Origin of the sequence: Pandoraea norimbergensis, from assembly GCF_001465545.3 — a bacterium.
GTDB lineage: Bacteria > Pseudomonadota > Gammaproteobacteria > Burkholderiales > Burkholderiaceae > Pandoraea > Pandoraea norimbergensis.
Window position 1 is genome coordinate 4,375,618 of sequence record NZ_CP013480.3, and the last position, 23,358, is coordinate 4,398,975.

22 protein-coding genes are annotated in these 23,358 nt (G+C 63.6%); 8 read left to right on the forward strand and 14 right to left on the reverse strand.

Annotated features, from left to right (window positions below; translation table 11 throughout):
- Nucleotides 1-199: 199 nt before the first annotated feature.
- From AT302_RS19130 to AT302_RS19165, 8 genes are all read right to left on the reverse strand, one after another.
- Nucleotides 200-1,393, reverse strand: coding sequence for a M20 aminoacylase family protein (locus AT302_RS19130; protein WP_058375368.1), 1,194 nt, complete (start codon nt 1,391-1,393; stop codon nt 200-202).
- Nucleotides 1,390-1,878, reverse strand: a complete 489-nt coding sequence (locus tag AT302_RS19135) for a 6,7-dimethyl-8-ribityllumazine synthase (protein WP_058375369.1) — start codon at nt 1,876-1,878, stop codon at nt 1,390-1,392. The genes AT302_RS19130 and AT302_RS19135 overlap by 4 nt, the downstream gene beginning before the upstream one ends.
- Before the next feature lie 89 nt (nt 1,879-1,967).
- Nucleotides 1,968-3,443, reverse strand: coding sequence for a sodium:solute symporter family protein (locus AT302_RS19140; protein WP_058375370.1), 1,476 nt, complete (start codon nt 3,441-3,443; stop codon nt 1,968-1,970).
- Between the two features lie 2 nt (nt 3,444-3,445).
- Complete coding sequence (locus AT302_RS19145) at nt 3,446-3,625, reverse strand: DUF3311 domain-containing protein (protein ID WP_407668790.1); 180 nt, start codon at nt 3,623-3,625, stop codon at nt 3,446-3,448.
- A 170-nt stretch (nt 3,626-3,795) separates the two neighbouring features.
- Entirely contained in the window at nt 3,796-5,229 is a 1,434-nt protein-coding gene (locus tag AT302_RS19150) for an NAD-dependent succinate-semialdehyde dehydrogenase (RefSeq protein ID WP_058375372.1), read from the reverse strand.
- A 48-nt stretch (nt 5,230-5,277) separates the two neighbouring features.
- Entirely contained in the window at nt 5,278-6,516 is a 1,239-nt protein-coding gene (locus tag AT302_RS19155; protein ID WP_058375373.1) for an MFS transporter, read from the reverse strand.
- Nucleotides 6,517-6,529: 13 nt separating this feature from the next.
- Entirely contained in the window at nt 6,530-7,045 is a 516-nt protein-coding gene (locus AT302_RS19160; RefSeq protein WP_058375374.1) for a flavin reductase, read from the reverse strand.
- A gap of 46 nt (nt 7,046-7,091) precedes the next feature.
- Nucleotides 7,092-8,468 (reverse strand): LLM class flavin-dependent oxidoreductase, encoded by a 1,377-nt coding sequence (locus AT302_RS19165; protein ID WP_058375375.1) that lies wholly within the window; start codon nt 8,466-8,468, stop codon nt 7,092-7,094.
- A 212-nt stretch (nt 8,469-8,680) separates the two neighbouring features.
- Between AT302_RS19165 and AT302_RS19170 the strand changes: the two genes are divergently transcribed.
- Both AT302_RS19170 and AT302_RS19175 read left to right on the forward strand, forming a co-directional pair.
- Nucleotides 8,681-9,247: a helix-turn-helix domain-containing protein gene (locus AT302_RS19170; RefSeq protein WP_058375376.1), complete on the forward strand. Its 567-nt coding sequence runs from the start codon at nt 8,681-8,683 to the stop codon at nt 9,245-9,247.
- 43 nt (nt 9,248-9,290) lie between these two features.
- Nucleotides 9,291-9,989 (forward strand): aspartate/glutamate racemase family protein, encoded by a 699-nt coding sequence (locus AT302_RS19175; protein WP_058375377.1) that lies wholly within the window; start codon nt 9,291-9,293, stop codon nt 9,987-9,989.
- A 66-nt stretch (nt 9,990-10,055) separates the two neighbouring features.
- On the opposite strand, the gene AT302_RS19180 is transcribed toward AT302_RS19175, so the two are convergent.
- The 5 genes from AT302_RS19180 to AT302_RS19200 form a co-directional block, all read right to left on the reverse strand.
- Complete coding sequence (locus AT302_RS19180; protein WP_058375378.1) at nt 10,056-10,550, reverse strand: hypothetical protein; 495 nt, start codon at nt 10,548-10,550, stop codon at nt 10,056-10,058.
- 118 nt (nt 10,551-10,668) lie between these two features.
- Nucleotides 10,669-11,256 carry a TetR/AcrR family transcriptional regulator gene (locus tag AT302_RS19185; RefSeq protein WP_058375379.1) on the reverse strand — a complete coding sequence of 196 codons (588 nt, stop codon included), beginning with the start codon at nt 11,254-11,256 and terminating at the stop codon, nt 10,669-10,671.
- Nucleotides 11,257-11,431: 175 nt separating this feature from the next.
- Nucleotides 11,432-12,067: a flavin reductase family protein gene (locus AT302_RS19190; protein ID WP_058375380.1), complete on the reverse strand. Its 636-nt coding sequence runs from the start codon at nt 12,065-12,067 to the stop codon at nt 11,432-11,434.
- Between the two features lie 9 nt (nt 12,068-12,076).
- Nucleotides 12,077-12,964: a GntR family transcriptional regulator gene (locus AT302_RS19195; protein ID WP_084656329.1), complete on the reverse strand. Its 888-nt coding sequence runs from the start codon at nt 12,962-12,964 to the stop codon at nt 12,077-12,079.
- Nucleotides 12,965-13,031: 67 nt separating this feature from the next.
- The gene (locus AT302_RS19200) at nt 13,032-14,009 is read right to left on the reverse strand and encodes a polysaccharide deacetylase family protein (protein WP_058375381.1); all 978 of its coding nucleotides are present in this window, start codon (nt 14,007-14,009) and stop codon (nt 13,032-13,034) included.
- Nucleotides 14,010-14,551: 542 nt separating this feature from the next.
- Here AT302_RS19200 and AT302_RS19205 point away from each other — a divergent pair.
- The 4 genes from AT302_RS19205 to AT302_RS19220 are packed head-to-tail and all read left to right on the forward strand — an operon-like array spanning nt 14,552 to nt 20,870.
- Nucleotides 14,552-15,703 (forward strand): ABC transporter substrate-binding protein, encoded by a 1,152-nt coding sequence (locus AT302_RS19205; protein ID WP_058379786.1) that lies wholly within the window; start codon nt 14,552-14,554, stop codon nt 15,701-15,703.
- Nucleotides 15,704-15,760: 57 nt separating this feature from the next.
- Nucleotides 15,761-16,639 (forward strand): branched-chain amino acid ABC transporter permease, encoded by an 879-nt coding sequence (locus AT302_RS19210; RefSeq protein WP_058375382.1) that lies wholly within the window; start codon nt 15,761-15,763, stop codon nt 16,637-16,639.
- Nucleotides 16,636-19,233: a branched-chain amino acid ABC transporter ATP-binding protein/permease gene (locus AT302_RS19215; protein ID WP_084656330.1), complete on the forward strand. Its 2,598-nt coding sequence runs from the start codon at nt 16,636-16,638 to the stop codon at nt 19,231-19,233. Before AT302_RS19210 ends, AT302_RS19215 begins: the two co-directional genes overlap by 4 nt.
- The gene (locus AT302_RS19220) at nt 19,230-20,870 is read left to right on the forward strand and encodes a gamma-glutamyltransferase family protein (protein ID WP_058375384.1); all 1,641 of its coding nucleotides are present in this window, start codon (nt 19,230-19,232) and stop codon (nt 20,868-20,870) included. The genes AT302_RS19215 and AT302_RS19220 overlap by 4 nt, the downstream gene beginning before the upstream one ends.
- Nucleotides 20,871-20,897: 27 nt before the next feature.
- Here AT302_RS19220 and AT302_RS19225 read toward each other — a convergent pair whose 3' ends face one another.
- Complete coding sequence (locus AT302_RS19225) at nt 20,898-21,617, reverse strand: response regulator (protein WP_058375385.1); 720 nt, start codon at nt 21,615-21,617, stop codon at nt 20,898-20,900.
- Nucleotides 21,618-21,850: 233 nt separating this feature from the next.
- Between AT302_RS19225 and AT302_RS19230 the strand changes: the two genes are divergently transcribed.
- Nucleotides 21,851-22,486 (forward strand): energy transducer TonB, encoded by a 636-nt coding sequence (locus tag AT302_RS19230; protein ID WP_058375386.1) that lies wholly within the window; start codon nt 21,851-21,853, stop codon nt 22,484-22,486.
- A gap of 92 nt (nt 22,487-22,578) precedes the next feature.
- Nucleotides 22,579-23,355: a MotA/TolQ/ExbB proton channel family protein gene (locus AT302_RS19235; protein ID WP_407668852.1), complete on the forward strand. Its 777-nt coding sequence runs from the start codon at nt 22,579-22,581 to the stop codon at nt 23,353-23,355.
- Nucleotides 23,356-23,358 lie beyond the last annotated feature (3 nt).

Below are 23,358 nucleotides of genomic sequence, written 5' to 3' on the forward strand. Positions count from 1 at the left end.
GTCGGAAGCGCATATCAACTACGCGTAAATACACTCTAGCCGAACGATGTAGGATTTGCTGAACACCCCCGAAAGCCCACCAGCAGCGGGTTTCGGGGATTTGAAGCGATGTTGTGCGTGTTAAAACTGAATACCGAATTTCAATCGTTTTACTTTGGTTTTATTCATCGAAATCGGCATCAGCGTTGTTTCACCGACTTCAGTCGTTGCTTTTCGTCTGGTAATAGCCCTGTGCCAGCGCGACCCAATAGCGAACGCCATCGTCAATGATGTCGTCGTTGAAATCGTAGGCCGGATGATGCAGACCGACGCCGGTCTCGCCGCGCGGTGCGTTGCCGATAAGCACGTACGCCCCCGGTTTCGCTTCCAGCATGAAGCCGAAATCTTCCGACGTCATGTTGGGCGGCACATCCGCGTGCGTCGCCGCATCGCCGAAGGTGTCGCGAATGACCTGCTCGCACAACGCCGTCTCGGGCTTCGTGTTCACCGTCGCCGGGTAGTACTGGAAGAACTCGGTCTCGATCGTCGCGCCGAAGGCCGTTGCCAGACCGTCGCCAATACGGCGGATGTCGTCTTGCAACTGGTTGAGCACGGCCGACGACAGCGTCCGGATCGTGCCGCGCAACTCCGCCGTGTCGGGAATCACGTTGTCGGTGTCGCCCGCGTGCATCATGCAGACCGAGACGACCGCAGGCGCGACCGGGTCCTTGTGACGGGCCGTGAGCGTCTGGCACTGAAGCACCATCGAGCATGCCAGCGGGATCGGGTCGAGTCCGAGGTGCGGTTGCGCAGCGTGGGCGCCCTTGCCGCGAATGGTGATCCGAAAGCGCACGCCTGCGGCCATGATCGGGCCCGTGCGCAGGCCGAACTCGCCCGCCGGGAGCGTCGGCCAGTTGTGCATGCCGAAGACTGCCTGCGTCGGAAAGCGCACGAACAGGCCGTCGTCGATCATCTTCTTCGCCCCCGCGCCGCCCTCCTCTCCCGGCTGAAAGACAAAGTGCACCGAGCCGGGCAGTTGTGGAAGTTCGCGGAGTACCCGGGCCGCACCGAGCAGCATCGTGGTGTGGCCGTCGTGTCCGCAGGCGTGCATCACGCCGTGATGGCACGACGCGTGGGCAAACGTGTTGGCTTCCTGAATCGGCAGCGCGTCCATGTCGGCACGCAACACGATGCCACGCGTGGGGTCTTTCCCCGGCAGACTGGCGACGACGCCCGTGCCTGCCATCCCCCGATCCACCGAGTAGCCGAACGCCGTCAGGTAGTCGGCGACGACATCGGCCGTCCGACGTTCTTCGAAGCGCAGTTCAGGATGCGCGTGCAAGTCACGGCGCAGAGTGCGCAACGCGTCGCCGCCTTGGGCGAGCAAGGCGTCCAGATCGCTTGAGGGCGTCATGTCTGAGATTCCTTCTGAGTGGGCTCGGGAGCGATATTGGCGAGGGCACGCAGCATGCCGAGGCAGGCGTCGGCGACCTCACGCCCCTTGTGACGAAGGTGCTCGTCAAAGAAGCCGTAATGCTCGTCGTGCGAGTGAAAGTGATGCGGCGTGAGCGACATCGAGAAAACGGGCACATCGGTGTCGAGTTGCACACGCATCAGGCCATCGACGACCGCCTGCGCCACAAACTCGTGACGGTAGATGCCGCCGTTGACGACCAGTGCCGCCCCGACGATGGCGTCGTACTGCCCGCTTTGCGCGAGGCGTCTCGCGAATAAGGGGATTTCGAAAGCACCCGGCACATCGAAATGGCGGACGCCATCGGCGGGCACACCCAGCTCTGCCATACGCGTCAAAAACGCGTCGCGCGCGCCGTCGAGCAAATCGGCGTGCCAGCCCGCCTGCACGAAGGCGATGCGGGGAATATTCAGAGGATTCGTCATAGCTTGTCTGTCACGCAAGACGCCCGTACCCGGCATGACCCGATGGCACAGGCGTCTCGCTCACTTCATTAGTGCGTCGTCAGTGCATGTCAGGACGCATCGGCCGACAGCCGCGCAGCGCCTGCCGTGCGACGCGTGAGCAACGTCACGACCACCAGCGTGATCACGTTGAACACCAGTGCGACGATGCCGACGTTGAGGTCCTTGAGCGCGTCCGGGAAGAACGGGAACAGCGCAGCCACCGACTTCTTGGTGATCGACACCCATGCCACCGTCGACACACCGACGATGATGCTGGCGAACGCCGCCGGACGCGTCACGAGATGCTTACCGATCAGGCTGGCGAGCAACACCGGGAACAACTGCGTCACCAACGCATAGGCCATCAGTAACAGCGCGACGATGGTCTGCCCGCCGTTCAGCGTGAACAGCACCGCCAGCGCCATCACGACCGGTGCGAGCCACTTCGCCAAGCGGGCCACATCCGCATCGGTGGCTTTCGGCCGCAGGGGGCGATACACGTTGTTCGCGAGCAGCGTGGCGGAGGTCATCAGAATCATCGATCCCGGCACCAGCGCCGTCAGAATCCCGGCCGCACCGATCACGCCGACGAACCACGGATCGAACGTCTTGAGCGACACCTTGAACAGCGCCAGATCGATATCACCGCCCGTCAGGCCCGGCACCGCGAGTACTGCCGAGAAGCCCACGAACAGGATGAACAGCAGCATCAACTGGTAGATCGGCAGCACGAAGGCGTTACGGCGCAGCACTTCCTCGCGCTTGGCCGTGTACGTCGCCATGAACATGTGCGGCCACATGTAGAAGCCCAGCGTCGACAGAATCACCGTGGAAACCATCCACACGGGGCTCTCGCCGACATCGCGCAGTGCCAAGAAGCCGGGCTTCGCCTTTTCGATAGCCGCGAACATGTCGCCCACCCCACCGTAGTAGTGGTACGGCAGATAGAGACCAAGGAACACGGCGACGAACATGACGAGCGCGTCCTTGACGACGGACGTCCATGCCGAGCCGTGCACACCGGACAGTGCGACATACACCGCCACCACGACGGCGCCGATCAGCACGCCCTGATTCGAGGAGATGGCCGAGTACGACGACACGCTGACGATGATGCCCAGCCCCTTGAGTTGGAGCACGAGGTACGGCACGAGCGCCGCAAAGCCGACGATGGCGACCAGCACGCCCAGCACCGGGCTGTCGTACTTCGACGCGAAGAAGTCAGGCTGCGAAATCAGCCGGCGCTCCTTGGCATAGCGCCAGATCGGCGGCAGCAGAAAGTACGACAGAATGAACGGCAGGCTGCCGTAGCCGAGCAGGTAGTACGCGCCTGCGCCGTGCCCGTAGGCATAGCCGCTGCCGCCGAGGAATACGAACGTCGTATAGATTTCGCCCGCCATCAGCAGGAACACGATGGCTGCGCCGAAGCCGCGTCCGCCGACGGTCCACTGCTCCAGACTCATGTCCTTGCCGCGACGCGCCCGGATACCGAGGAACAGCGCCAGCGCGACCGCCAGAAAAATAAAGATCAATGCGCTATTCATGCTCAGGCTCCTTCGCCACCGTGATCGGACGACGCGAGTCGCGCCTGATCGGCATAGAAAATGATGGCCATCACAATCGACGTGAGCACGAGCGCCCCTGCCAGCCATGCCAGCAGAAACGGCATGCCGAGTACGTACGGCGTGACGCGATTGACGAAAAACGGACCTACCAGAACTGCCAATACAGGTAGGAGTGCTAATAGATATATGGACCGCATGCACATCTCCAGGTTGTTCCCGTTTGCTTGTCGTGCCGAACGGCGGATCACAAAAGTGATCGTCGCCGTGCGGCGCTTCACGAATGCGGCGAAGCGTGTCCCGTACGATTCCCCGCGTCGGAGCCGTCGTCGGGTTACGCCGGTTCCATCAGGTGAGAGATGCTCTTGACGTGCGTGTAGCACTCAAGCCCCTCGGTGCCGCCCTCTCTGCCGTAGCCGCTGTCTTTCACGCCGCCAAACGGGGTTTCGGAGACGGCCGAGACCAGATGATTGATCGCGAGGTTGCCGACTTCGAGTTCGTCGCCCAACCGGTACGCGTTGGCCGCCGAGCGCGTGAAGGCATAGCCTGCGAGGCCGTACGGCACTTCGTTGGCGCGTGCGATGGCGTCGTCCAGACTATCGACCGGCACGATGAGCGAGAGCGGGCCGAACGGTTCTTCAAGCATGGCGCGCGCATCGGCCGGCACATCGGCCAGTGCCGTGAACGGGAATACGTAGCCCGGGCCGTCGTTGCGCTCGCCGCCGCAGACCACACGGGCACCGCGCGCGACGGCATCGTCGACCAGTGAGTGCAGTGCGTCCAGACGACGTTGATTCACGACGGGGCCGATATCGCTCGACGACTCCAACGCGTGGCCCGCACGAATGGCGCCGCCTTGACGCGCAAAGGCATTCACGAAGGCGTCGTAGACGTTGCGATGCACGAAGAAGCGCGTGGGGGCCACGCAGACCTGCCCGGCGTTGTTGAGTTTGCCTTTGACGCAGGCGAGCGCCGCCGCTTCGGGATCGGCGTCGTCGCACACGATGACCGGCGCATGGCCGCCCAATTCCAGAATGGCCGGCTTCATGGCCTTGGCCGCGAGACCCGCGAGATGCTTGCCGACCGGCGTCGAACCGGTGAACGTGATGCCGCGCACGACCGGGCTCGCGATCAGGTGCGACGAGATCATCGCCGGATCACCGAATACGAGATTGAACACACCATCCGGCAAGCCAGCATCCTGAAACGCCTGCGCCATCAGCACGGCACCGGCGGGAGTTTCCTCTGCCGCCTTGAGAATGATCGAACAACCGGCGGCGAGCGCACCACCGACCTTGCGGGCCGGTGAGCTCATCGGGAAGTTCCACGGGGTGAACGCCGCGATCACGCCGACGGGTTCGCGCACCACCGTGTGACGCATGCCCGGCTCGGCGGGAATCACGCGGCCGTAAAGGCGCTTGCCTTCATTGGCATCCCACGTCATCAGATCGCAGCCGCGCAGCACTTCGGCCCGTGCCTGTGCCAGCGTCTTGCCCTGCTCCAGCGAGATCGCGAAGGCGATGCTCTCAACACGCTCCTTGAGCAACGCGATGGCGCGCAGCATGATCTCGGTGCGTTGGGCGGGCGACATGCGCCGCCAGACGCGGAAACCCTTGTCGGCGGCCGACAGCGCGTCGTCGAGGTCGGCGGGCGTCGCCGTCGGCACCATGCCGATCGTCGTGCCCTCCGAAGGGTTCGTCACGGGCTGGCCGGGCGCGCTGCGCCACAGACCACCGATCAGCATCTTGATGTCAGGGTAGGAATACATTTCAACGTCTCGAAAACAGGAAGGAGAGAACGAAAGAAGACGAATGCGCTATCGCTTGCCGCCCGCCATACGGCGCGATGCGGGGTGCTGGCGCAACCGCCACATCGCCACGCAGCCGAGTACCGGACCGATCGCCAGCATGCCCATGCCGCCCGCCCAGCCGAGATGGGACACGACGACGGGAACCAGCCGGATGCTGGCGAGCGTGAGCAGGAACCCGGCGCATGTTTGCGCGGTGAGCAACGTGCCGACCGAGGTCGGGTCTGCCAGCTCGGCCACGGCCGCCGAGAACTGCGCCGAATCTGCGATCACCGAGAAGCCCCACACGAACGCCACGCCCACGACGATCGCCAGCGGCGCACCCGGCAGCCAGCCGATGAGCGCTGCGCACGTCGCGCTGATCGCCATCGCGCCAATCGTGACGAGCGTTCGGCCGATGCGGTCGGCGAGCAGCCCCCCGGCCCACGCACCGACCGCACCGAACGCAATCACCGCAAAGGTCAGCACTTCCGCCTTCTCGTGAAAATCGGCAACACCATGCAAATGCAGCGTGTATTGCAGGAACAGCCCCAGCCAAGCCCACATGGCGTACAACTCCCACATGTGGCCGAGATACCCCAGATTTGCCAACCGCACGGCGGGATCGCGCCACGCTTGCGTCACCTTCGAGAAGTCGACACGCGACGCGCGCTTGATGTTCGGACCGATGTTGGCGAACACGATCGCCACGCCCGAGATCACCGCCAGCATCGCCGCGACCAGATAGACCCAGCGCCAGTCGAGGTCCTGCCAGCCCCCGATCAGATGGGGGCTCGCCGAGCCCAGCGTGAGCGCCGCCACCAGCAAGCCGATCAGCAGGCCAAGGTCGGCTTTCGCCCACGTGGCGACGAGCCGGATACCCACCGGATACACGCCTGCCATACATACGCCGGTGAGCAGGCGCAGTGCGATGACCAGCGGGCCGGTCGGTGGCAGCACCGCCAGCGCACCGGTCGTGATTGCCGCCATCAGGGCCGACGCGGCGAAGATCTTGCGCAGGTCGTACCGGTCCGGCAGCGCCAGCGTCGCCGACACGACAGTGCCAATGACAAAGCCAAGCTGCACGGCGCCCGTGAGCATCGCCTCGTCGCCCGACGCAATCGCCTGCGTTCGCTTGATAAGCGCGACGGCAGTCGTCGACGAGAACCAGACGCCCATCGCCGCCACCTGTGCCAGCAGCACGATCGCCAGCGATGCGAGTCTGCCGCGTGGTGCGCGGTGGTGGCGGGCGGTGCTCATTGAGTCCATGACGCGTCCGTCCTCACGCGCTCGCCGACTGCGCGACCATACCCACGCGGTGGAAACCTCGTGCGAAGTAGATCAGTCCGTCGAGCGCGCTGGTGGAGCGGGCCGCTTTCACTTCACAGAAGAAAACCGTATGCGTGCCCACTTCCGTGACCGATGCCACCTCGCAATCGAGCACGCTGACGGCGCCGCGCAACGCGGGCGCGCCGGTCTCCATCGTGTCCCAATCGCCGCTGGCAAAGCGGGTTTCGATGGAGAGGTCTTTGCTGGCGAACTGCATGGCGATATCGCGTTGATCGGCCGAGAGCACGTTCACGCACAAACGGGCGTTCTCGCGCATGACGGCGTTGTTACGGCTCGCCCGGTTGATGCACACGAGCAGCGTGGGCGGATCGTCGGTGACGGCGCACACGGCCGACGCCGTGCAGCCGGCGAGACCGCCGGGGCCGTCGGTGGTAATGACGTTGACGGCAGCGCCCAGCCCCGCCATCGCTTCGCGGAAGATCGATTTATCCACCGTGCTCTTGTCCATGTCGTTTTCCTCGTTCACAACGTGACGGTTGCGATTCACGGCGGGCTTACTTCGTGCCCGTGTTGTTGCCCGAGCGGTATTGCGCGGCGCTGTGCGACGGCGGCAGACGGTCGTGGCCGAAAAGCTTCTTGCGATAGGTGCCTTCACCGTACGAGGTCTTGTACGCGCCGCGCTCCTGCAACAGCGGCACCACGAGATCGATCACGTCTTCGAAGCACTCCGGCACAACGGTGCGCGACAGGTTGAAGCCGTCGATGCCGGTAGCTTCGCTCCACGACATCATCTGGTCGGCAATGCTCTGTGCGGAACCGACCCACGGCGTCTGGCGGCTGCCCAGCACCATCTGTTCGAGCAGCTTGCGGCGCGTCCACTGCGGACCGGCTGCACGCGTCATGGCCGTGACGTTCGACACAATGGCCTGACTCTTGCCGGTGTCGATCGGCTCGTCGATGTCGTACTTGGCGAAGTCGATGCCGAGCGACGCTGCCGCATGCGCGAGTGCCCCCTCGGAGCTCACGTAACGACGATACTCTTCGAACTTCTCTTTTGCCTCGGCATCGGTACGGCCGACGATGGGCGTGGCACCCATGAAGACCTTGACGTCTTCGCCATTGCGGCCGTGCGCCACGGCTTGTGCGCGGATCGTGTCGACGATCTCCTTCACGCCGTCCATCTTCTGACCGTTCACGAAGACGCACTCGGCGTGCGTGGCAGCGAACTGGCAGCCGCGCGGGGACGAGCCGGCCTGATAGAGCACGGGCGTGCGTTGTGGCGACGGTGCGCTCAGATGCATAGCATCGACCTTGTACTGCTTGCCATGGTGATGAATGACCCGCACCTTCGACGGGTCGGCGTACACGCCGCCCGCACGGTCGGCCACCACGGCATCGTCGTCCCAACTGCCTTCCCAGAGCTTGTAGACGAGCGACATGTATTCGTCGGCGAGGTCGTAACGATCGTCGTGCGCGATCTGGCCTTCGATGCCGATGGCGCGCGCCGCGCTGTCGAGATAGCCCGTGACGATGTTCCAGCCGATGCGCCCGCCCGTCAGGTGATCGAGCGTGGACATGCGGCGCGCGAACAGGAACGGCTGCTCGTACGTGAGGTTGGCCGTGACGCCGAAGCCGAGGTGTTGCGTGGCCGCGGCCATCGCCGGGATGAGCATCAGCGGGTCGTTGACCGGCACTTGCACGGCATTGCGCAGTGCTGCGTCGGCGTTGCCGCCATACACGTCGTACACGCCGACCACATCCGCGAAGAACATGCCGTCGAAGAGCCCCTTCTCCAGCTTCTTCGCGTAGTCCACCCAGTACTGAAGCTCGCCGTAGCGCGTGGATTGATCGCGGGGATGCGTCCAGAGACCTTGCTGAATATGACCCACGCAGTTCATCTCGAAAGCGTTCAGCCGAATTTCACGGGGCATGTTGACTCCTTGTCTGCAACAAATTTGAAAGCGGAATCGACGGCTGTCGAATCGTCGTTGCCGTTTACTATAGTAGACGTTTGACTACGATCAAAAATGTTTCAGATGGGGGTTAACACGGAGTTCGGGCGGGAGAAGGCGTCGTATTTCGATGGGTTTGTGCGAGAGTCGACTTGTATAATTTCGCAACTCGACACCTTTGGAATCACAGCATGACGCCCCCGATGGCCGATCCGACGCCGGCGATTTCGCATCGCATCCGAATCGAACGCGAGTCTCGCGGCTGGTCGCTGGGCGACCTTGCCGAGCGCTCCGGCGTGTCGAAAGCGATGATCAGCAAGATCGAGCGAGGCGCGGCCTCGCCGACCGCCACGTTGCTGGGGCGCCTGTCAGGCGCGTTCGGCCTGCAACTGTCCATGCTGCTATCGCTCGCAGAACAGTCCGGCGAGCGGTTGAGCCGCGCCGACGAGCAACTCGTCTGGCAAGACCCGGAGACGGGCTACCTGCGCCGCGCGGTGTCGCCGCGCAATGGCGGCATGCTGGAACTGCTGGAGGTCACGCTGCCACCGGGTGTGAATGTGTCGTATCCGTCATCGGCGTTCACGTTCCAGCATCAGCAGATCTGGGTGCAGCAAGGCACGTTGATGTTCGACGAGGGTGAGTTGACTTATGAACTGAAGGCGGGCGACTGTCTTCAACTGGGACCGCCCGCGCCTTGCACGTTCCGCAATCCGGGCAAGCAGCCTTGTGTTTATGTTGTGGCGTTGGTGCGGCGATAAGTTGATCGGCCCATTTGTCTAGCCCAGTGCAGAAGGAGTTTTCATGCGCACCATCGGCCTTATCGGCGGTATGAGCTGGCAGTCCAGCGCCGAGTACTACCGCATCATCAACGAAGCCGTTCAGACCCGGCTCGGGCCGTTGCGCTCGGCCGAGATGCTGATGTTCAGCGTCGATTTCGGTCCGATCGAGCGCGCCCAGCACGAAGGACGTTGGGACGATGCCGGTGTGTTGCTGCAACAAGCGGCGAAGCGCCTTGAAGCGGGCGGTGCCGAGTGTGTGGTGCTTTGCACGAACACGATGCACAAGCTTGCGGGTTTTATCGAGGATGCGGTATCCATCCCGCTGCTGCACGTCGCCGACCCGGTTGGTGACGCTGCCAAAGCACGCGGCATCACCTGTGTCGGACTGCTGGGGACGGCATTCACGATGGAGCAGGACTTCATCAAGTCGCGGCTGCGTGAGAAGTTCGGTCTCGACGTGCTCGTCCCGGATGCCGACGATCGTGAAGTGGTCCATCGCGTGATCTACGACGAGCTTTGCGTCGGCGTCGTCAAAGACGCGTCGCGTGCCGCGTATCAGGACGTCATGGCACGACTGGCTTCACGCGGCGCGCAAGCCATCGTCCTCGGCTGCACCGAAATCTCGCTGCTGGTGAAGCCAGAGGACAACGAATTGCTGCTGCTCGATACGACCGCGCTGCACGCCAAGGCGGCGGTGGAATTTGCGCTGGCAACAAGCTGACTCGTGAGTCGAGGTGTCGCGACCGCCAAGGGTCGCGACACTCCGGCAATGCCACGCAAAGGCCGTTCACGCACGGCTGCGCTGCGCACGCAGCCACAGAAACTGCACGACGGCCCCGATCACGAAGATACCCAGCCATGCCGTCAGCGCGCCACGCACCAGCGGCGATTGCGGACCGCTCGCGAGCGGATGACCGGCCGGCAGCCGCGTCAACGTCTCGTTGATACCCGGCACCATCAGCAGGAAGAAGCTGAACGCGAAGGCGAACTGAGACAGGTAGTGCCGCGAGCGTCCGAGAAAATCGATGCGCGGGATGACCAGCCCGCCCAGCGTCGCGAGCAAGGCCAAGATGCCCAGTGCATGGCCCGCATTAAAGCCGCCCGTGCTGGACAGCCCGAACGACGTCAGCACCGAGATCAACATCCCGGCCAAATAAAGCTTGCCCGATCGGCTGGTGCTTTCGATCTGCCGATACCGGACGAAGCTGATCAGCCCCGCAGCAAATGTCACGAGACTGACGGCGGTGTGACCCGCGCCCAAGGTGGAGATGGGATGAGGCATGGCAATAGACTCCGTCTAAGAAACGTTCATCAAATAATCAACCAACTAGTTGGTTGATAGAAAGATCCAAAAATTGGGCGCCAAAGCGCCCTTCCTTCCGAATAAGCCCGAGCGATGCTCAGTCCGTCGCGCGCAAGCGGTGGATCGCCGCCTGCGAAATGGCCTGAAACGCATCCGCGCTGCCCAACGCACGCGCGGTCAGCATGGCACCGTGTACCGTCGACATAAACGTTTGCGACTCCACACGTGCGCTATCGCGCAACTTGAACTGCCCCTTCGCTACGCCAGCCGAGAGCACCGTCGCAATCCACGCGGCCAAATCGTCGAAGTAGCCGCGAACCTCGTCGGCAATCTCCTTGGGGATCATCGGCAGCTCGGCGGCAAGCATGGCGCAAATGCACACGGGCATCGAGCCGTCACGAATACACTGCGCCCAATAGTCGGTGTAAGCGCTCAGCCGTGCCGTCGGGTCCGGCACATGCTGGTCCAGCGCCGCCAACCCGGCTTCGGCTTGTTCCCGATGTCGCCTGACGACCGTCAGCACCAGTTCCGCCTTGCTCGGGAAATGGTGGTGAATGCTGGCCTTACCAATGTTCACGCGCTCGGACAGATCCGCATAACTGAACCCGTGATACCCCCCCGCCGCCAGCAATTGCTTGGTGTGATCGGCAATTTCGGTTGCGCGCGGTGACAGCTCTACGGTCATGGTCCTTGGCTCGATTGACGTCAACGGGGCTTGGCATGCGCCGCCCGAACACGCCATTGACGCAGGGGAAAACGGCGAATGACGGCCAATCTACTAGTTGGTTGGTAATTTGTCAAATCGACGCTGGGGATACCGGCCGCATCAAGATCACGGGTCGATAAACGGGGCGATGCCCTCACATCTCGTCGACGGCCGTCGCGGCCGTAGGCTCCCCGTCGCTTTGCTCCAGCGAGAAGCGATTGCGTGTGTCGACGTAGAAGCTCGCGCCGAAGCGCCCGACCGGGAAGTAGTTCTGCAAGCGCACGCGCCAGTTTTCCGTATCGATCAACTCGTCGCGGGCGTGCATGCGCTCAACACGTCCAATGAAAATGTGACGGCTTGCCGTCTCTAGCGTCTCCCACAAGGTGCATTCGAACGCGACCGGAGCTTCTGCAATGCGGGGCGGCGCCACGAGGCTGCTCGGCACCGGCGTGAGTCCCGCATGCGCCAGTTCGCTCTCGGTCGGCGGCAGACGCTCGCCGCACGCGTGCATGCGGGCCGTCATCGCCTCGTCCGTCAGATGCACGACGTACTCCCGGTCACGCAGGATGTTCGTGGCGGTGTCCTTGAGCGAGTCGTCTTCAAGCCGGTTGATCGAGAGCATCAGGATCGGCGGCTCTTCTCCCAGCATGTTGAACATCGAGAACGGCGCAGCGTTGACGGTGCCGCCCTCGTTGATCGTCGTGACGAGCGCGATCGGGCGCGGCACGATCAGGCTGGCCATCAGTTTGTAGCGCTGATACGCCGTGATTTCACGGAAGTCGATTTCCATGCGATGTCCTCAGGCGCGTTTGCGGGCGGTGCGTTGGGGGCTAGTGCGTTTGACTGGCGCGGGCGACGGGGCGTCGTCTTCGACGTCAGCGACCTCAGGCAAGCCGAGCAACGACGCCAGACTCTTTTGCCCGCGCATCCGGGTCGTCTCGATGCGACGCTCAAGTTCTTCGAGATGCGACTGCATGCGGGCGATGGCACCGGCGGCGTCGCGTTGCTCGATGCACGCCACGATCGCGGCATGTTCGTCGTGTTCGCACGGGGCATAGCCCGGCGGCTCGTACAGCCCGACGATGAGCGAACAGCGCGAGATAAGTTCGGTGAGATAACGCTGCAACACGGCGTTACCCGCCAGCGCGGCGACACGCAGATGGAAGTCGCTCGCCAGCCTTGCCCATGACGGTTGATCGAAGCGGTGCATCGCTTCGTGTTCGGCATCGAGTTGCCGGCGCAGCATGGCGAGGTCGTCTTCGGTCACGCGCGACACCGCCAGCTCGACCAACGAACGCTCCAACGCCCGGCGCGCTTCGAAAATCTCCCGCGTTTCCTCCGGTGTCGGCTCGGCGATCACGGCCCCTTTGTTCGGGCGCAACGTGACGATGCCGTCATGCGCGAGACGCTCCAGCACGCGGCGCACGACCGCACGGCCCACGTCGAAGAGTTGGCAGAGTTCCGGTTCGGGGAGCTTGGTGCCGGGCGTGAGGCGGTGCGCCAGCACGCCATCGACGATGGTGCGGTAGATGTTCGTCTCGATGCGCGTCTCGGCGCTCTGTTCGTCAGCGTCGTTGGCGACCGGCGAGTGCAAAGAGAGCAGACGGGATTCGGTGTCCTGCGGGGCCGTGGGGTTGGCGGCACCACGGCGCGCGCGCGGGGGCGTGGATTTGGAAGAAGCTGGCATAAGCGACAAAGGCAATAAGGTCGAGGTCTGGCAATCCGGGCAATACGGTTTGAGCGTCATGATGCGCTCATCCCATGACGGTGTCAGGCTGGTCGACACTGACCGAGGCGACGTGCGAGGCAATTTCGCCGGGCGTCGCAATCCAAATCTCGCCACGCTGCGCCGCCTGTGCGATGGGGGTCAGCGCACGCCGCAAATGCCGAAGCCGATACGGCTGTCCCACGAGATACGGGTGCAGTGCAATCCCCATCACGAGCGGCTGCCCGCGCGTCGGGTGCTCCGCCTGCGCGTACATCTCGTCGAAGTTGTCGACAATCATGTCAGCAAAAGTCGCACCGTCCATCTGACGTCCGACGATCATAGGGATGTCGTTGACCTCCTGCGGATACGGCACCGACCACAGCGTGCCGTGAGCGGTGCGCATGCGCACCGGGCGGGTGTCGTGGCACCAGTTGAGCGTGTAGCGATAGCCCGTGCGCGAGAGCAGATCCGGCGTGTGATGCGTCTCCGAGATCCATGGCGAGAGCCACCCGGTCGGGGTGTGGCCGGTTGCCTCCATCAGACGCGCGCGGCAATGCGCCAGCAGATCGTGCTCGTGCGCGTACTCGAAGTCGCTTTGCCGATGCGCGTTCGTATGGCCATGCCCGATCAGTTCGTGTCCGCGCGCCACGCACGCGTGCACAAGCTCGGGGCAGTGATCGAGCAACGACGTATTGAGCACCGCCCCCACAGGCATCGACAGGTCGTCGAACAGATCGAGACAACGCCACGCGCCGACCCGGTTCCCGTATTCGCGCCAGCTGTAGTTGAGCACATCCGGCTGCGGCGAGGCAGGGCCGAGATTCGCGCCCAGTCCTTCCCCGAAGGCGAAGTGCTCCAGATTGAAACCGAGATAGACGGCCAGCCGTGCGCCGTTGGGCCAGCGATACGTGTCGCGTGCCGTGATCGGCAGATAGTCGAAGCGGTCGTGCGAGCGCAGTGCGCCGAAGCGCGCGTCGTCGGTTACGGCGTCATCACGTTCCGGAAGGGTCAGGGCAGAGGTCATTGTGTGTCGTCGTTGCGGTATGGCGTCGCAAGGGGCTCAGGTTCTGAGGCCGTTCATTCGTCGTCGGCGTGTGCTTTCTTCCGTTCGGATCGCTAAAGGCTTGCACGGTCTCGCGCAAATCCCCGTCGTGAGCCGTCTTGAAACATTTGCGCACCGCCGCAGTGCGGGCGCGTTCCGAGTTGGCGCAAAACACATCGTCTACGAACGCTACACACAATCGTTCGCAATTTCGATGCCAGATCGTCAACACGTTGCCATTCATATCGTACAGACCGATATCGGAGAAATGTCGACGAGGTGGCACACCTCTTGCGTACGGGCTGCATATCACGGGCTGTGCCCGATGCCGGGCGGTGATTCGCCCCTTCCGATTCGCTTCTGATACGTCGTCTGTGCCCTTACGGAGATTGCTCATGTCTGCCTCTGCACGTCCCAACGCCGCCCCCACTACCGCTGCCACTGACTCGACGCCGGTATCCGCCCTATCCGGCTCCCGCCGCCAGTGGCTTCGCATCGGTGCGTTTGCACTGACGGCGGCCGGCATGTCGTTCGCCAGCATCGCGAGCTACGCGGCGGACACGGTCAAGATCGGACTCGTCACCGCGCTCTCGGGGCAGTCGGCGCGCGCCGGTGAAGCGCTCACGCGCGGCATGACGATCGCCATCGATGAGATCAATGCGAGTGGCGGCGTGCTCGGCGGCCGCAAACTCGAACTGGTGCGCCGCGACGACGAAGGCAACCCCGCCAAGGGCGTGCTCGCCGCGCGCGAGCTGATCTACAAGGACAAAGTAGCGGTGCTCTTCGGCGGCTTGGATACGCCGGTCTCGATGGCCATCGTGCCGATCGCCAATCAGGAGAAAGTGCCGTTCATGGGGCCGTGGGCCGCCGGCACGCCGATTACCCGTAACGGGGCCAATCCGAACTATGTGTTCCGCGTGTCGGCCGTCGATGAGATCGTCGACGGGGCCATGGTGAACTATGCGCAGCAGACGTTCGGCGCGAAAAAGCTCGGCCTGATTCTCGTGAACAACCCGTGGGGTGAGTCGAACGAGAAAGGCATCGTCGCGGCGCTCGCCGCCAAGGGCATGAAGCCCGCCGCCGTCGAGAAGTTCGAGGCGAACGACGTAGATGTCACGCCGCAACTGGGGCGTCTGAAAGCTGCGGGCGCAGACACTTTGCTGATGGTCGGGAACGTCGGCCCGTCGGCGCAGGTGGTGAAGTCGCTCGACCGCATGGGCTGGAAGGTGCCTATCGTCTCGCACTGGGGGCCCGCAGGCGGTCGCTTCACCGAGTTGGCCGGCCCCAACGCCAAGACCGTGCATTTCGTGCAGACGTATAGCTTCTTCGGCGCGACGTCGCCGGTGAGCACACGCGTCGTCGCCGCCCTCAAGGCGAAGTATTCGGACATCAAGGGCGCCGACGACATCACCCCGGCCGTGGGCGTCGCCAATGCCTACGATGCGATGCGTCTCACCGCACTCGCCATCGACAAAGCCGGTTCGACCAATGGCGATGCGATCCGCACGGGCTTCTACAAGATCGACCGCTACGACGGTCTCATCAAAACCTACGTGAAGCCCTTCAGCGAGCAGCAGCACGACGCGCTGTCGGCACAAGACTACGTGTGGGCGCAGTTCATCGACAACCGCATCGTGCCGGTGGCACCGGCCGGCGCGAAGGTCGCGGCGAAGTAAGTCACTCAACTGCGCTAACGAACGGGCGCCGCGATGCGGCGTCCCGGAGGACTTTTCATGCAATGGATCTCGGCGCTGGTCGCCGGCCTGGGGCTCGGCAGTATGTACGGCCTCATGGCGCTCGGCTTTCATCTGACGTTCGCCGTGAGTGCGACGGTCAATTTCGCGCAGGGCAGCTCGATGATGCTGGGTGCCGTGCTGGCGTACACGTTCGCACAGACGCTCGGCTGGCCGATGCCGCTGGCCATCGTTGCAGCACTGGCACTTTGCGCCGTCTATGGGCTGGTGGTCGAGCGGCTCGCCGTGCAGCCGTTCGTGCGGCGCGGGTCCAGTGCCTGGCTGATGGCGACCGTAGCGCTGGGTATCGTGCTCGACAACCTCGTCATGCTGACGTTCGGCACGGAGCCGCGCAGCCTGCCCTCGCCGCTGGCGCAAAGTTCGCTGCAAATTGGTGACGCCGGTCTGGGTGTCTATCCGTTGCAATTGCTGATCCCGGTCGTCGGTCTCGCACTCGCCGCGCTGCTGCATTACGTGTTGCGCCGTTCGCGCTGGGGTGTGGCCATGCTCGCTGTGGTGCAGAACCGCGATGCTGCCCGGCTCATGGGCATTCCCATTCAGCGCACGATCGCCGCCGCGTTTGCCGTCTCGACGCTACTCGCCGGTATCGCGGGCGTGCTGATCGCGCCGCTGTTCAACGTGCAGGCGGATATGGGTACGGTCTTTGGTCTCAAGGCGTTCGCCGTGGCGATTCTCGGCGGGTTGTCGAGCGCGTGGGGCGTGATGATTGCCGGGCTGCTGTTCGGTGTGGCCGAAGCCATGATCACCTCGACGCTCGGGTCGGGCTACACGCAAATCATTACGTTCGGTCTGGTCATCGTGCTGCTGGCCATGCGGCCGGACGGCATTTTCGGTCGCGCGGAGGTGCGCAAAGTATGAGTGACTCTCCTTTGCGACTGGCGTCGCCCCCTGCCGTCTCTCTCCCGCCAATGAAGACGCGACCCTCGCGTGATGGTCTGGCCCTCGGCACCGCACTTGCCGTCGCGCTGCTGGCGATGGCCGGTGCGGCGTGTGTGGTGAACGGCTATTTCGTGGTGGTGATCGCCGGAGTGGCGTTGCTGGCCATCTGCGGCGTGGGTCTGAATCTTCTGCTGGGCCTTACGGGACAGGTGTCGTTCGGCCATGTCGGTTTCTATGCCATCGGGGCGTACGCCGTGGCGATTCTGACGACGCAGGCGGGCTGGCCGTTCTGGCCAGCGTGGTTGGCGGGTGGCGTGATTGCGGCGCTTACCGGTGCATTGCTCGCGTTGCCCGCGCTTCGTGTGCGCGGGCCGGGGCTGGCGATGGTGACGATTGCGTTCGGCTTCATCGTCGAGCATGGCGCAGTCGAGTGGCGCGGATTGACGGGCGGCCAGAACGGCCTGATGGGTGTGCTGCCGCCGGGTGTCTTCGGCATCGCAGGCAGCGAGCGTGTGGTCGCGGTAGCGGCGCTGGCGGTGCTCGCCGTCTCGTTGCTGGTTTACGCACGTATCTCTCGCGGCGCGTGGGGCGCGGCCATGCGTGCCGTGCGCGATAGCGAAACGGCGGCAGCATCGATCGGCGTCAATCCCATTGTCGTGAAGGCGGTAGCGTTCGCGTTCTCCGCTGCGCTGGCCGGACTTGCGGGCGGGTTGTTCGCACCGCTGCAAGGCATGGTCACGCCGGGCATGTTCTCGTTCCTTCAGTCGATTCTGTTCGTTCTCGTCGTGATGATCGGCGGCGCGGGCACGATTGCCGGGCCGCTCGTCGGCGCCGTGATCGTCGGGCTGTTGCCGGAGTTTCTGGCCAGCCTCGAAAATCTGCGCTTGCTGTGTTTCGGCGTGTTGCTGCTCGTGGTGTTGTGGGGCGCGCCCAATGGTGTGATCGGGGTGCTGGGAAATTGGTGGACGTCGCGCAGACGTGTTGCATCTAGTGATGCCAGCCTCGGGACGGCATCCACGTTGACCTTGCCGATGCTCGCGCCATCGCAGCGCAAGGGGCTCGCGGCGCAAGGGTTGACGATGACCTTCGGTGGCGTGAAAGCCGTGGCCGATCTCTCGTTCGAATTGCCTGCGGCGGGCGTAACCAGCCTGATAGGCCCGAACGGTGCAGGCAAGTCGACCGTGCTCAATATGCTGTCCGGTTTCTACCGGCCGCAGTCAGGCACGCGCTCGCTCGGCGGGGACCGACTCGCGACACGCGGTGCTTGTGACAGCGCTCGGCACGGCGTGGCGCGCACGTATCAGACGTCGCAACTGTTCGCGGGCATGAGCGTGCTCGATAACGTGACCCTGGGGTTGAGTGCGGGGCGTCTGGGGGGTTTGCTCGGCGTCGCCCGCATGCGAGGCAAGACGCAACGCGATGAGGCGATGGCATTGCTGCGCGCCTGCGGCTATCACGGCGACGTCAATCTGATGGCGGCTGATCTTGCCCACGTCGACCGTCGTCTTGTGGAAATCGCACGGGCGCTGGCGACGCGTCCGACGGTGCTGCTGCTGGATGAACCGGCCGCCGGTCTGTCGACACAGGACAAAGCGCAACTGGGCAAACTGCTGCGTCAGATTGCCGATAGCGGCGTGGCGGTGGGACTCGTCGAGCACGACATGTCGCTGGTGATGGGCGTATCCGATGGCATCGTCGTGATCGACGCGGGGCGTTTTCTCGCGCAAGGCACGCCCACGGCGATTCGTCACGACGAGCGTGTTCGTCAGGCATACCTTGGGGCTGCGTCTGCGGATGCTGCCAAGCCGGTCGGGCGCGCCGCTGCGACCACGCCGGAAGTGCTCGGTGTCGGCAAGCTGACGGCAGGCTATGGTGCCGCGCCAGTGCTGCACGACGTATCGATTCAAGTGCGAGACGGCGAACTCGTCGCGCTACTCGGCGCCAATGGTGCCGGTAAGTCGACCCTCATGCGCGCGCTGGCAGGGCTGCATCGTCCGGTCAGTGGCGGCATCACGTTCAATGGTCACGACCTGTCACGGCTCGATGCCGCGAAGATCGCCGCGATGGGTGTGGTGCTCGTGCCCGAAGGGCGTCAGGTGTTCCCGGAATTGTCGGTGCTCGATAACCTTCGGCTCGGGGCGTTCCCCTGCGGCCGTCTGCCGCGCGCGACGCTCGACGCCCGTATTGCGCAGATGTTTGCACGGTATCCACGTCTGCATGAGCGGCAACATCAGCGCGCCGGTCTGCTCTCCGGTGGCGAGCAACAGATGCTGGCGATTGCACGCGCGCTGATGTCGTCCCCGCGTGTGCTGTTGCTTGACGAGCCGTCGCTCGGCCTCGCCCCGAAGGTCATCGCTGAATTGTTCGCGTCGCTTGATGCGTTGCGCCGTGAGTCGCTGTCGATGCTGCTGGTCGATCAGATGGCTGTCATGGCGTTGTCGATTGCCGACCGTGGCTACGTGCTTGAAGAGGGGCGCGTGACTGTCAGTGGATCGGCGAGCGAGTTGGCCGCCGACACGCGTCTCGCCGCAGCGTATCTCGGTGGCGAGCACGAGGCGGGGGCAGCCGCATGACCGCGCGCGACGTGGTGAATATCGCTTCATCGGCCCCCGCCAGCGGGCGGGCCGGGTTGGTCACGAGTCCGCATGCGTTGGCGAGCATGGCAGGCCGTGACGTGTTGCAACAAGGCGGCAACGCCATCGAAGCGACCATCGCGATTGCCGCGATGTTGTGCGTGACGATGCCGCACTTCACCGGTCTCGGCGGTGACGGCTTTTGGCTGGTGGCCGACGGTACGTCAGGCAGCAAGGCACCGCTCGCCATCTCCGGCATCGGACAAGCGGCACGCCATCTGCCGTCTGGATTGCTGAATGGCGATGCGATCGCGGTGCGCGGTCCGGCGTCCACATTGACCACGGCGGCGACGGTCGCGGCGTGGGAGGCGGCGTATCGCGTCAGTCGCGAGCAATGGGGCGGCACGTTGTCGTGGGCGTCGCTGCTCGCACCGGCCATCGCGGCGGCGGAAGATGGCTTCGCCACGAGTCGTTCGCAGGACTTTTGGTATTCGTATCGCGCTGACGAGATGGCGAACACGGCGACATGGCACGGCTTTGCGCAAACGTTTCTGCCGGGCGGACGCGCGCCCGCCGCAGGCGAATCGTTTCGGCAACCGGTACTGGCGGCGACGCTGCATCAGCTTGCCGATGGCGGGCCACGTGAGTTCTATGAAGGCGAGTTGGCCGCCCGTCTGGCGGACGGCTTGCAGGCGGCGGGTTCGCCGCTCACGCGCGATGATCTTGCCGCCACGCGCGTGCACGTGTCGGACGCATTGACGATGCCGTATGGCGACGGTGTGCTGGCAACATTGCCGCCGCCGACGCAAGGGGTAACGACGCTACAAATTATGGGGATTCTCGCGCGCGTCGGACTGAAGGACTGTGCTCACGGCAGCGCGACGTATTACCACCGGCTTGTGGAGGCAGTGAAGCAGGCGTTTATCGATCGCGACGGGTTCATCGCGGACCCGGAGTTCGTGGATATTCCCGTCGAGACGATGTTGTCGGACGGGCATCTTCGCGCCGCAGCGTCACGCATTGACGATCGGTTGGCACTCGACTGGCCTCATCGTTTTCGTGAAGGCGACACGGTGTACTTCGCGGCAACGGACGCAGCCGGGCGCGCCGTGAGCGTGTTGCAGACGATCTACTTCGATTGGGGGAGTGGTGTGATGGCGGGCGACACAGGGGTGCTATGGCACAACCGGGGCGCGGCGTTTCGCCCGGCGGGCAGTGCACATCCGAATGCGCTCATGCCCGGCAAGCGGCCGTTTCATACGCTTAATCCCGGCATGTATCTGAAAGGTGGGAAAGTGCGATTGCTGTATGGGACACAGGGGGCGGATGGACAGCCTCAGACATTGAGTGCGTTGCTCACCCGATTGATCGATTACGGGATGTCGCCACACGAAGCGCTATCCCATCCGCGTTTTCTGCTAGGCCGGACGTTCTCCGACAGCCGGGACAACCTCAAGCTTGAGAGCGACGCAGGGGAAGCGGTGTTCGCTGCACTCGCAGCACGCGGGCATGCGGTTGCGTCATTGCCGAAGCATAGTCCGCTGGCAGGTCAGGCCGGGGTGATCGCTATTGCGGAAGACGGTCTCGCGAGTGGTGCGCATGACCCACGCAGCGATGGGGCGGCGTTGGCGGTGTAGCCCTGTACGGGCCAGACCCGCCGACACCTAGCCTTCGACATCGGATCGCGCGCGAACGTCGAGCATGTAGCCCTCCCCGCGAATCGTCCGCAGTAACCGTGGCTCCTTGATGTCCTCTCGTAATTTATGCCGCAGCCTGGATATCTGTACGTCAATGCTGCGATCAAACGCATCGATGGATTTCCCTCGGGCGGTATCCATCAAGTACTCACGGCTTAGCACGCGTCCCGGCGCGGAAAGAAAGGCATTCAACAGTCGAAATTCCGCGTTTGAAAGCGGGATGACAGTGTTATCGGGCGCAATCAGATGGCGACCGATCAGACTCAGGCGCCATCCCGCGAACTTCCGCTCGTCCTTGGGTTCGGGTATCGCCCGCGCCTGCGCACGTGTGCGGCGAAGAATCGTCTGAATTCTCGCCACCAGCTCTCGCGGTTCAAACGGCTTCACGACGTAATCGTCCGCACCGAGTTCCAGACCGACAATTCGGTCGGTCATCTCGCCACGCGCAGTGAGCATCACAATGGGAATCTCCGACGAGGTGCGCAATTCCCGGCATAACGTCAGGCCGTCGCTGTCGGGAAGCATCAGGTCGAGCACGACGATGTCGATATCGTTGTGCTCGAGCACGTCGTGCATCTCCTCCCCACTGGCCGCCTGCATACAGGTCATGCCAAAACCGGCAAGACAATCACAGAGCAGAGTCCTTATCTGCGCATCGTCGTCGACTACAAGTACGTGCGTTGCCATGGTTTTTTCCTCTTCTCATCCACCGCCGCGTCGATTCAGTGTCCCCAAGTTCCGGATTATCGGCGACAAACGTGCCGGCAATCTTGCGGCTTTGTTGCAGTCCTGAAACATTCGGCGCCCGCGCATCGACTCGGCTATGTATCAAACCCGATACAAAGTCGAGATGAAACAGAAATACCCGCGCCGTAACGTGACTCCACACAAGACCTATGCAGGTAGGAGACACGTAGTCCATGAATTACGCTCAGCCCAAACCACCCGCTCGGCGGCTGCTCGGCATCGGCGTGGCACTGCTGCTGCACGCCCTGATTCTGTATGCCTTGCTTAGCGGGCTCGCAACGCGTGTTGCGACGATCATTCAGGCGCCCATCGAGACGCGAATCATCGAAGAAATCAAACCGCCGCCCCCGCCTCCGCCGCCTCCGGTAAAGAAGATCGTCCCGGCGCCGCGCCCCATCGTTCAGCCCAAGGCTTACGTACCGCCGCCCGAAGTACAGGTGCCAGCCATCCCGCAACCCAATGCCATGGCCGTGCAGACCGACAAGCCCGTCGCCACGACGCCGGTCGCCCCTCCGGCGCCTGTCGAGAGCAGGCCGGTGGCGGGCAACGTCGGCGTCGTTTGCCCGAACTCCGCGCAAGTCCGTTCCGCCATCCGATACCCGCGTGAAGCGCTCCGCGACAACATCACCGGCAGCGTACTCGTCGAGTTCGTTGTTGGCACCGACGGGCAAGTCAAACAACTTCGTGTCGCCCGATCGGCAGCCCCCGTGCTGGACCGAGCCGCGGAGAGCGCGGTGCGGCAATTTCAGTGCGTCGCGCAAGGCCAGGAAGTCCGCGTCCAGGTGCCGTTCGATTTTCAACTCAATTGAGGCGGTCTTCAACCGCCCCCCTCTGAACTCACGTCAAGGAGACGACCATGCTTCAGTTCCAGTATCGTGCCATGCCCTGTAAGCGCCGCCTTATGGCGCTTATGGCAGTCGTATCGACGATCACGGCGTTCGCCTCGTTGAGCGCACACGCAGCATCGACCGTAACCAACCCCTACGGGCTGCAAGCGCTATGGGAAGGCGGCGATATGATCGCTCGCGGAACCCTGCTCATCCTCGTGATCATGTCCATGGGGAGCTGGTACATCATCGTCGCCAAACTGCTCGAACAGGCCAAGGTCCTGCGTCGTGCCCGTGCCGCGGAAAAGACGTTCTGGAATGCCGCGTCGCTTTCCGAAGGCGTCCGGTCGCTCGATGCGGGAAGCCCGTTTCGATACATTGCGGAAACCGCGCTGTCTGCCCGTGATCATCACAGCGGCGCACTGCTCGATCAGGTCGATTTGAATACTTGGGTCGCGAGCGCCATCGAGCGTGCGATGACCGGCGTATCGAATCGCCTTCAGGATGGGCTGTCGTTCTTGGGCACGGTCGGTTCGACAGCGCCTTTCGTTGGCCTTTTCGGCACCGTCTGGGGCATCTATCACGCGCTCACCGCAATCGGCATTGCGGGCCAAGCCTCCATCGACAAGGTCGCGGGCCCCGTGGGAGAAGCGTTGATCATGACGGCAATCGGTCTGGCGGTCGCCGTTCCCGCCGTGCTCGGATACAACTGGCTTGTCCGTCGCAACAAAGCGGTCATGGAGCGTGTGCGCGATTTCGGCAGCGAAATACACAACGTGCTGCTCACCGGTAAAACGACGGCGTCCGCCATCGTGGCGACCCGGTCGTCTCAAGTCGCGCGCGTGGGGTGATGC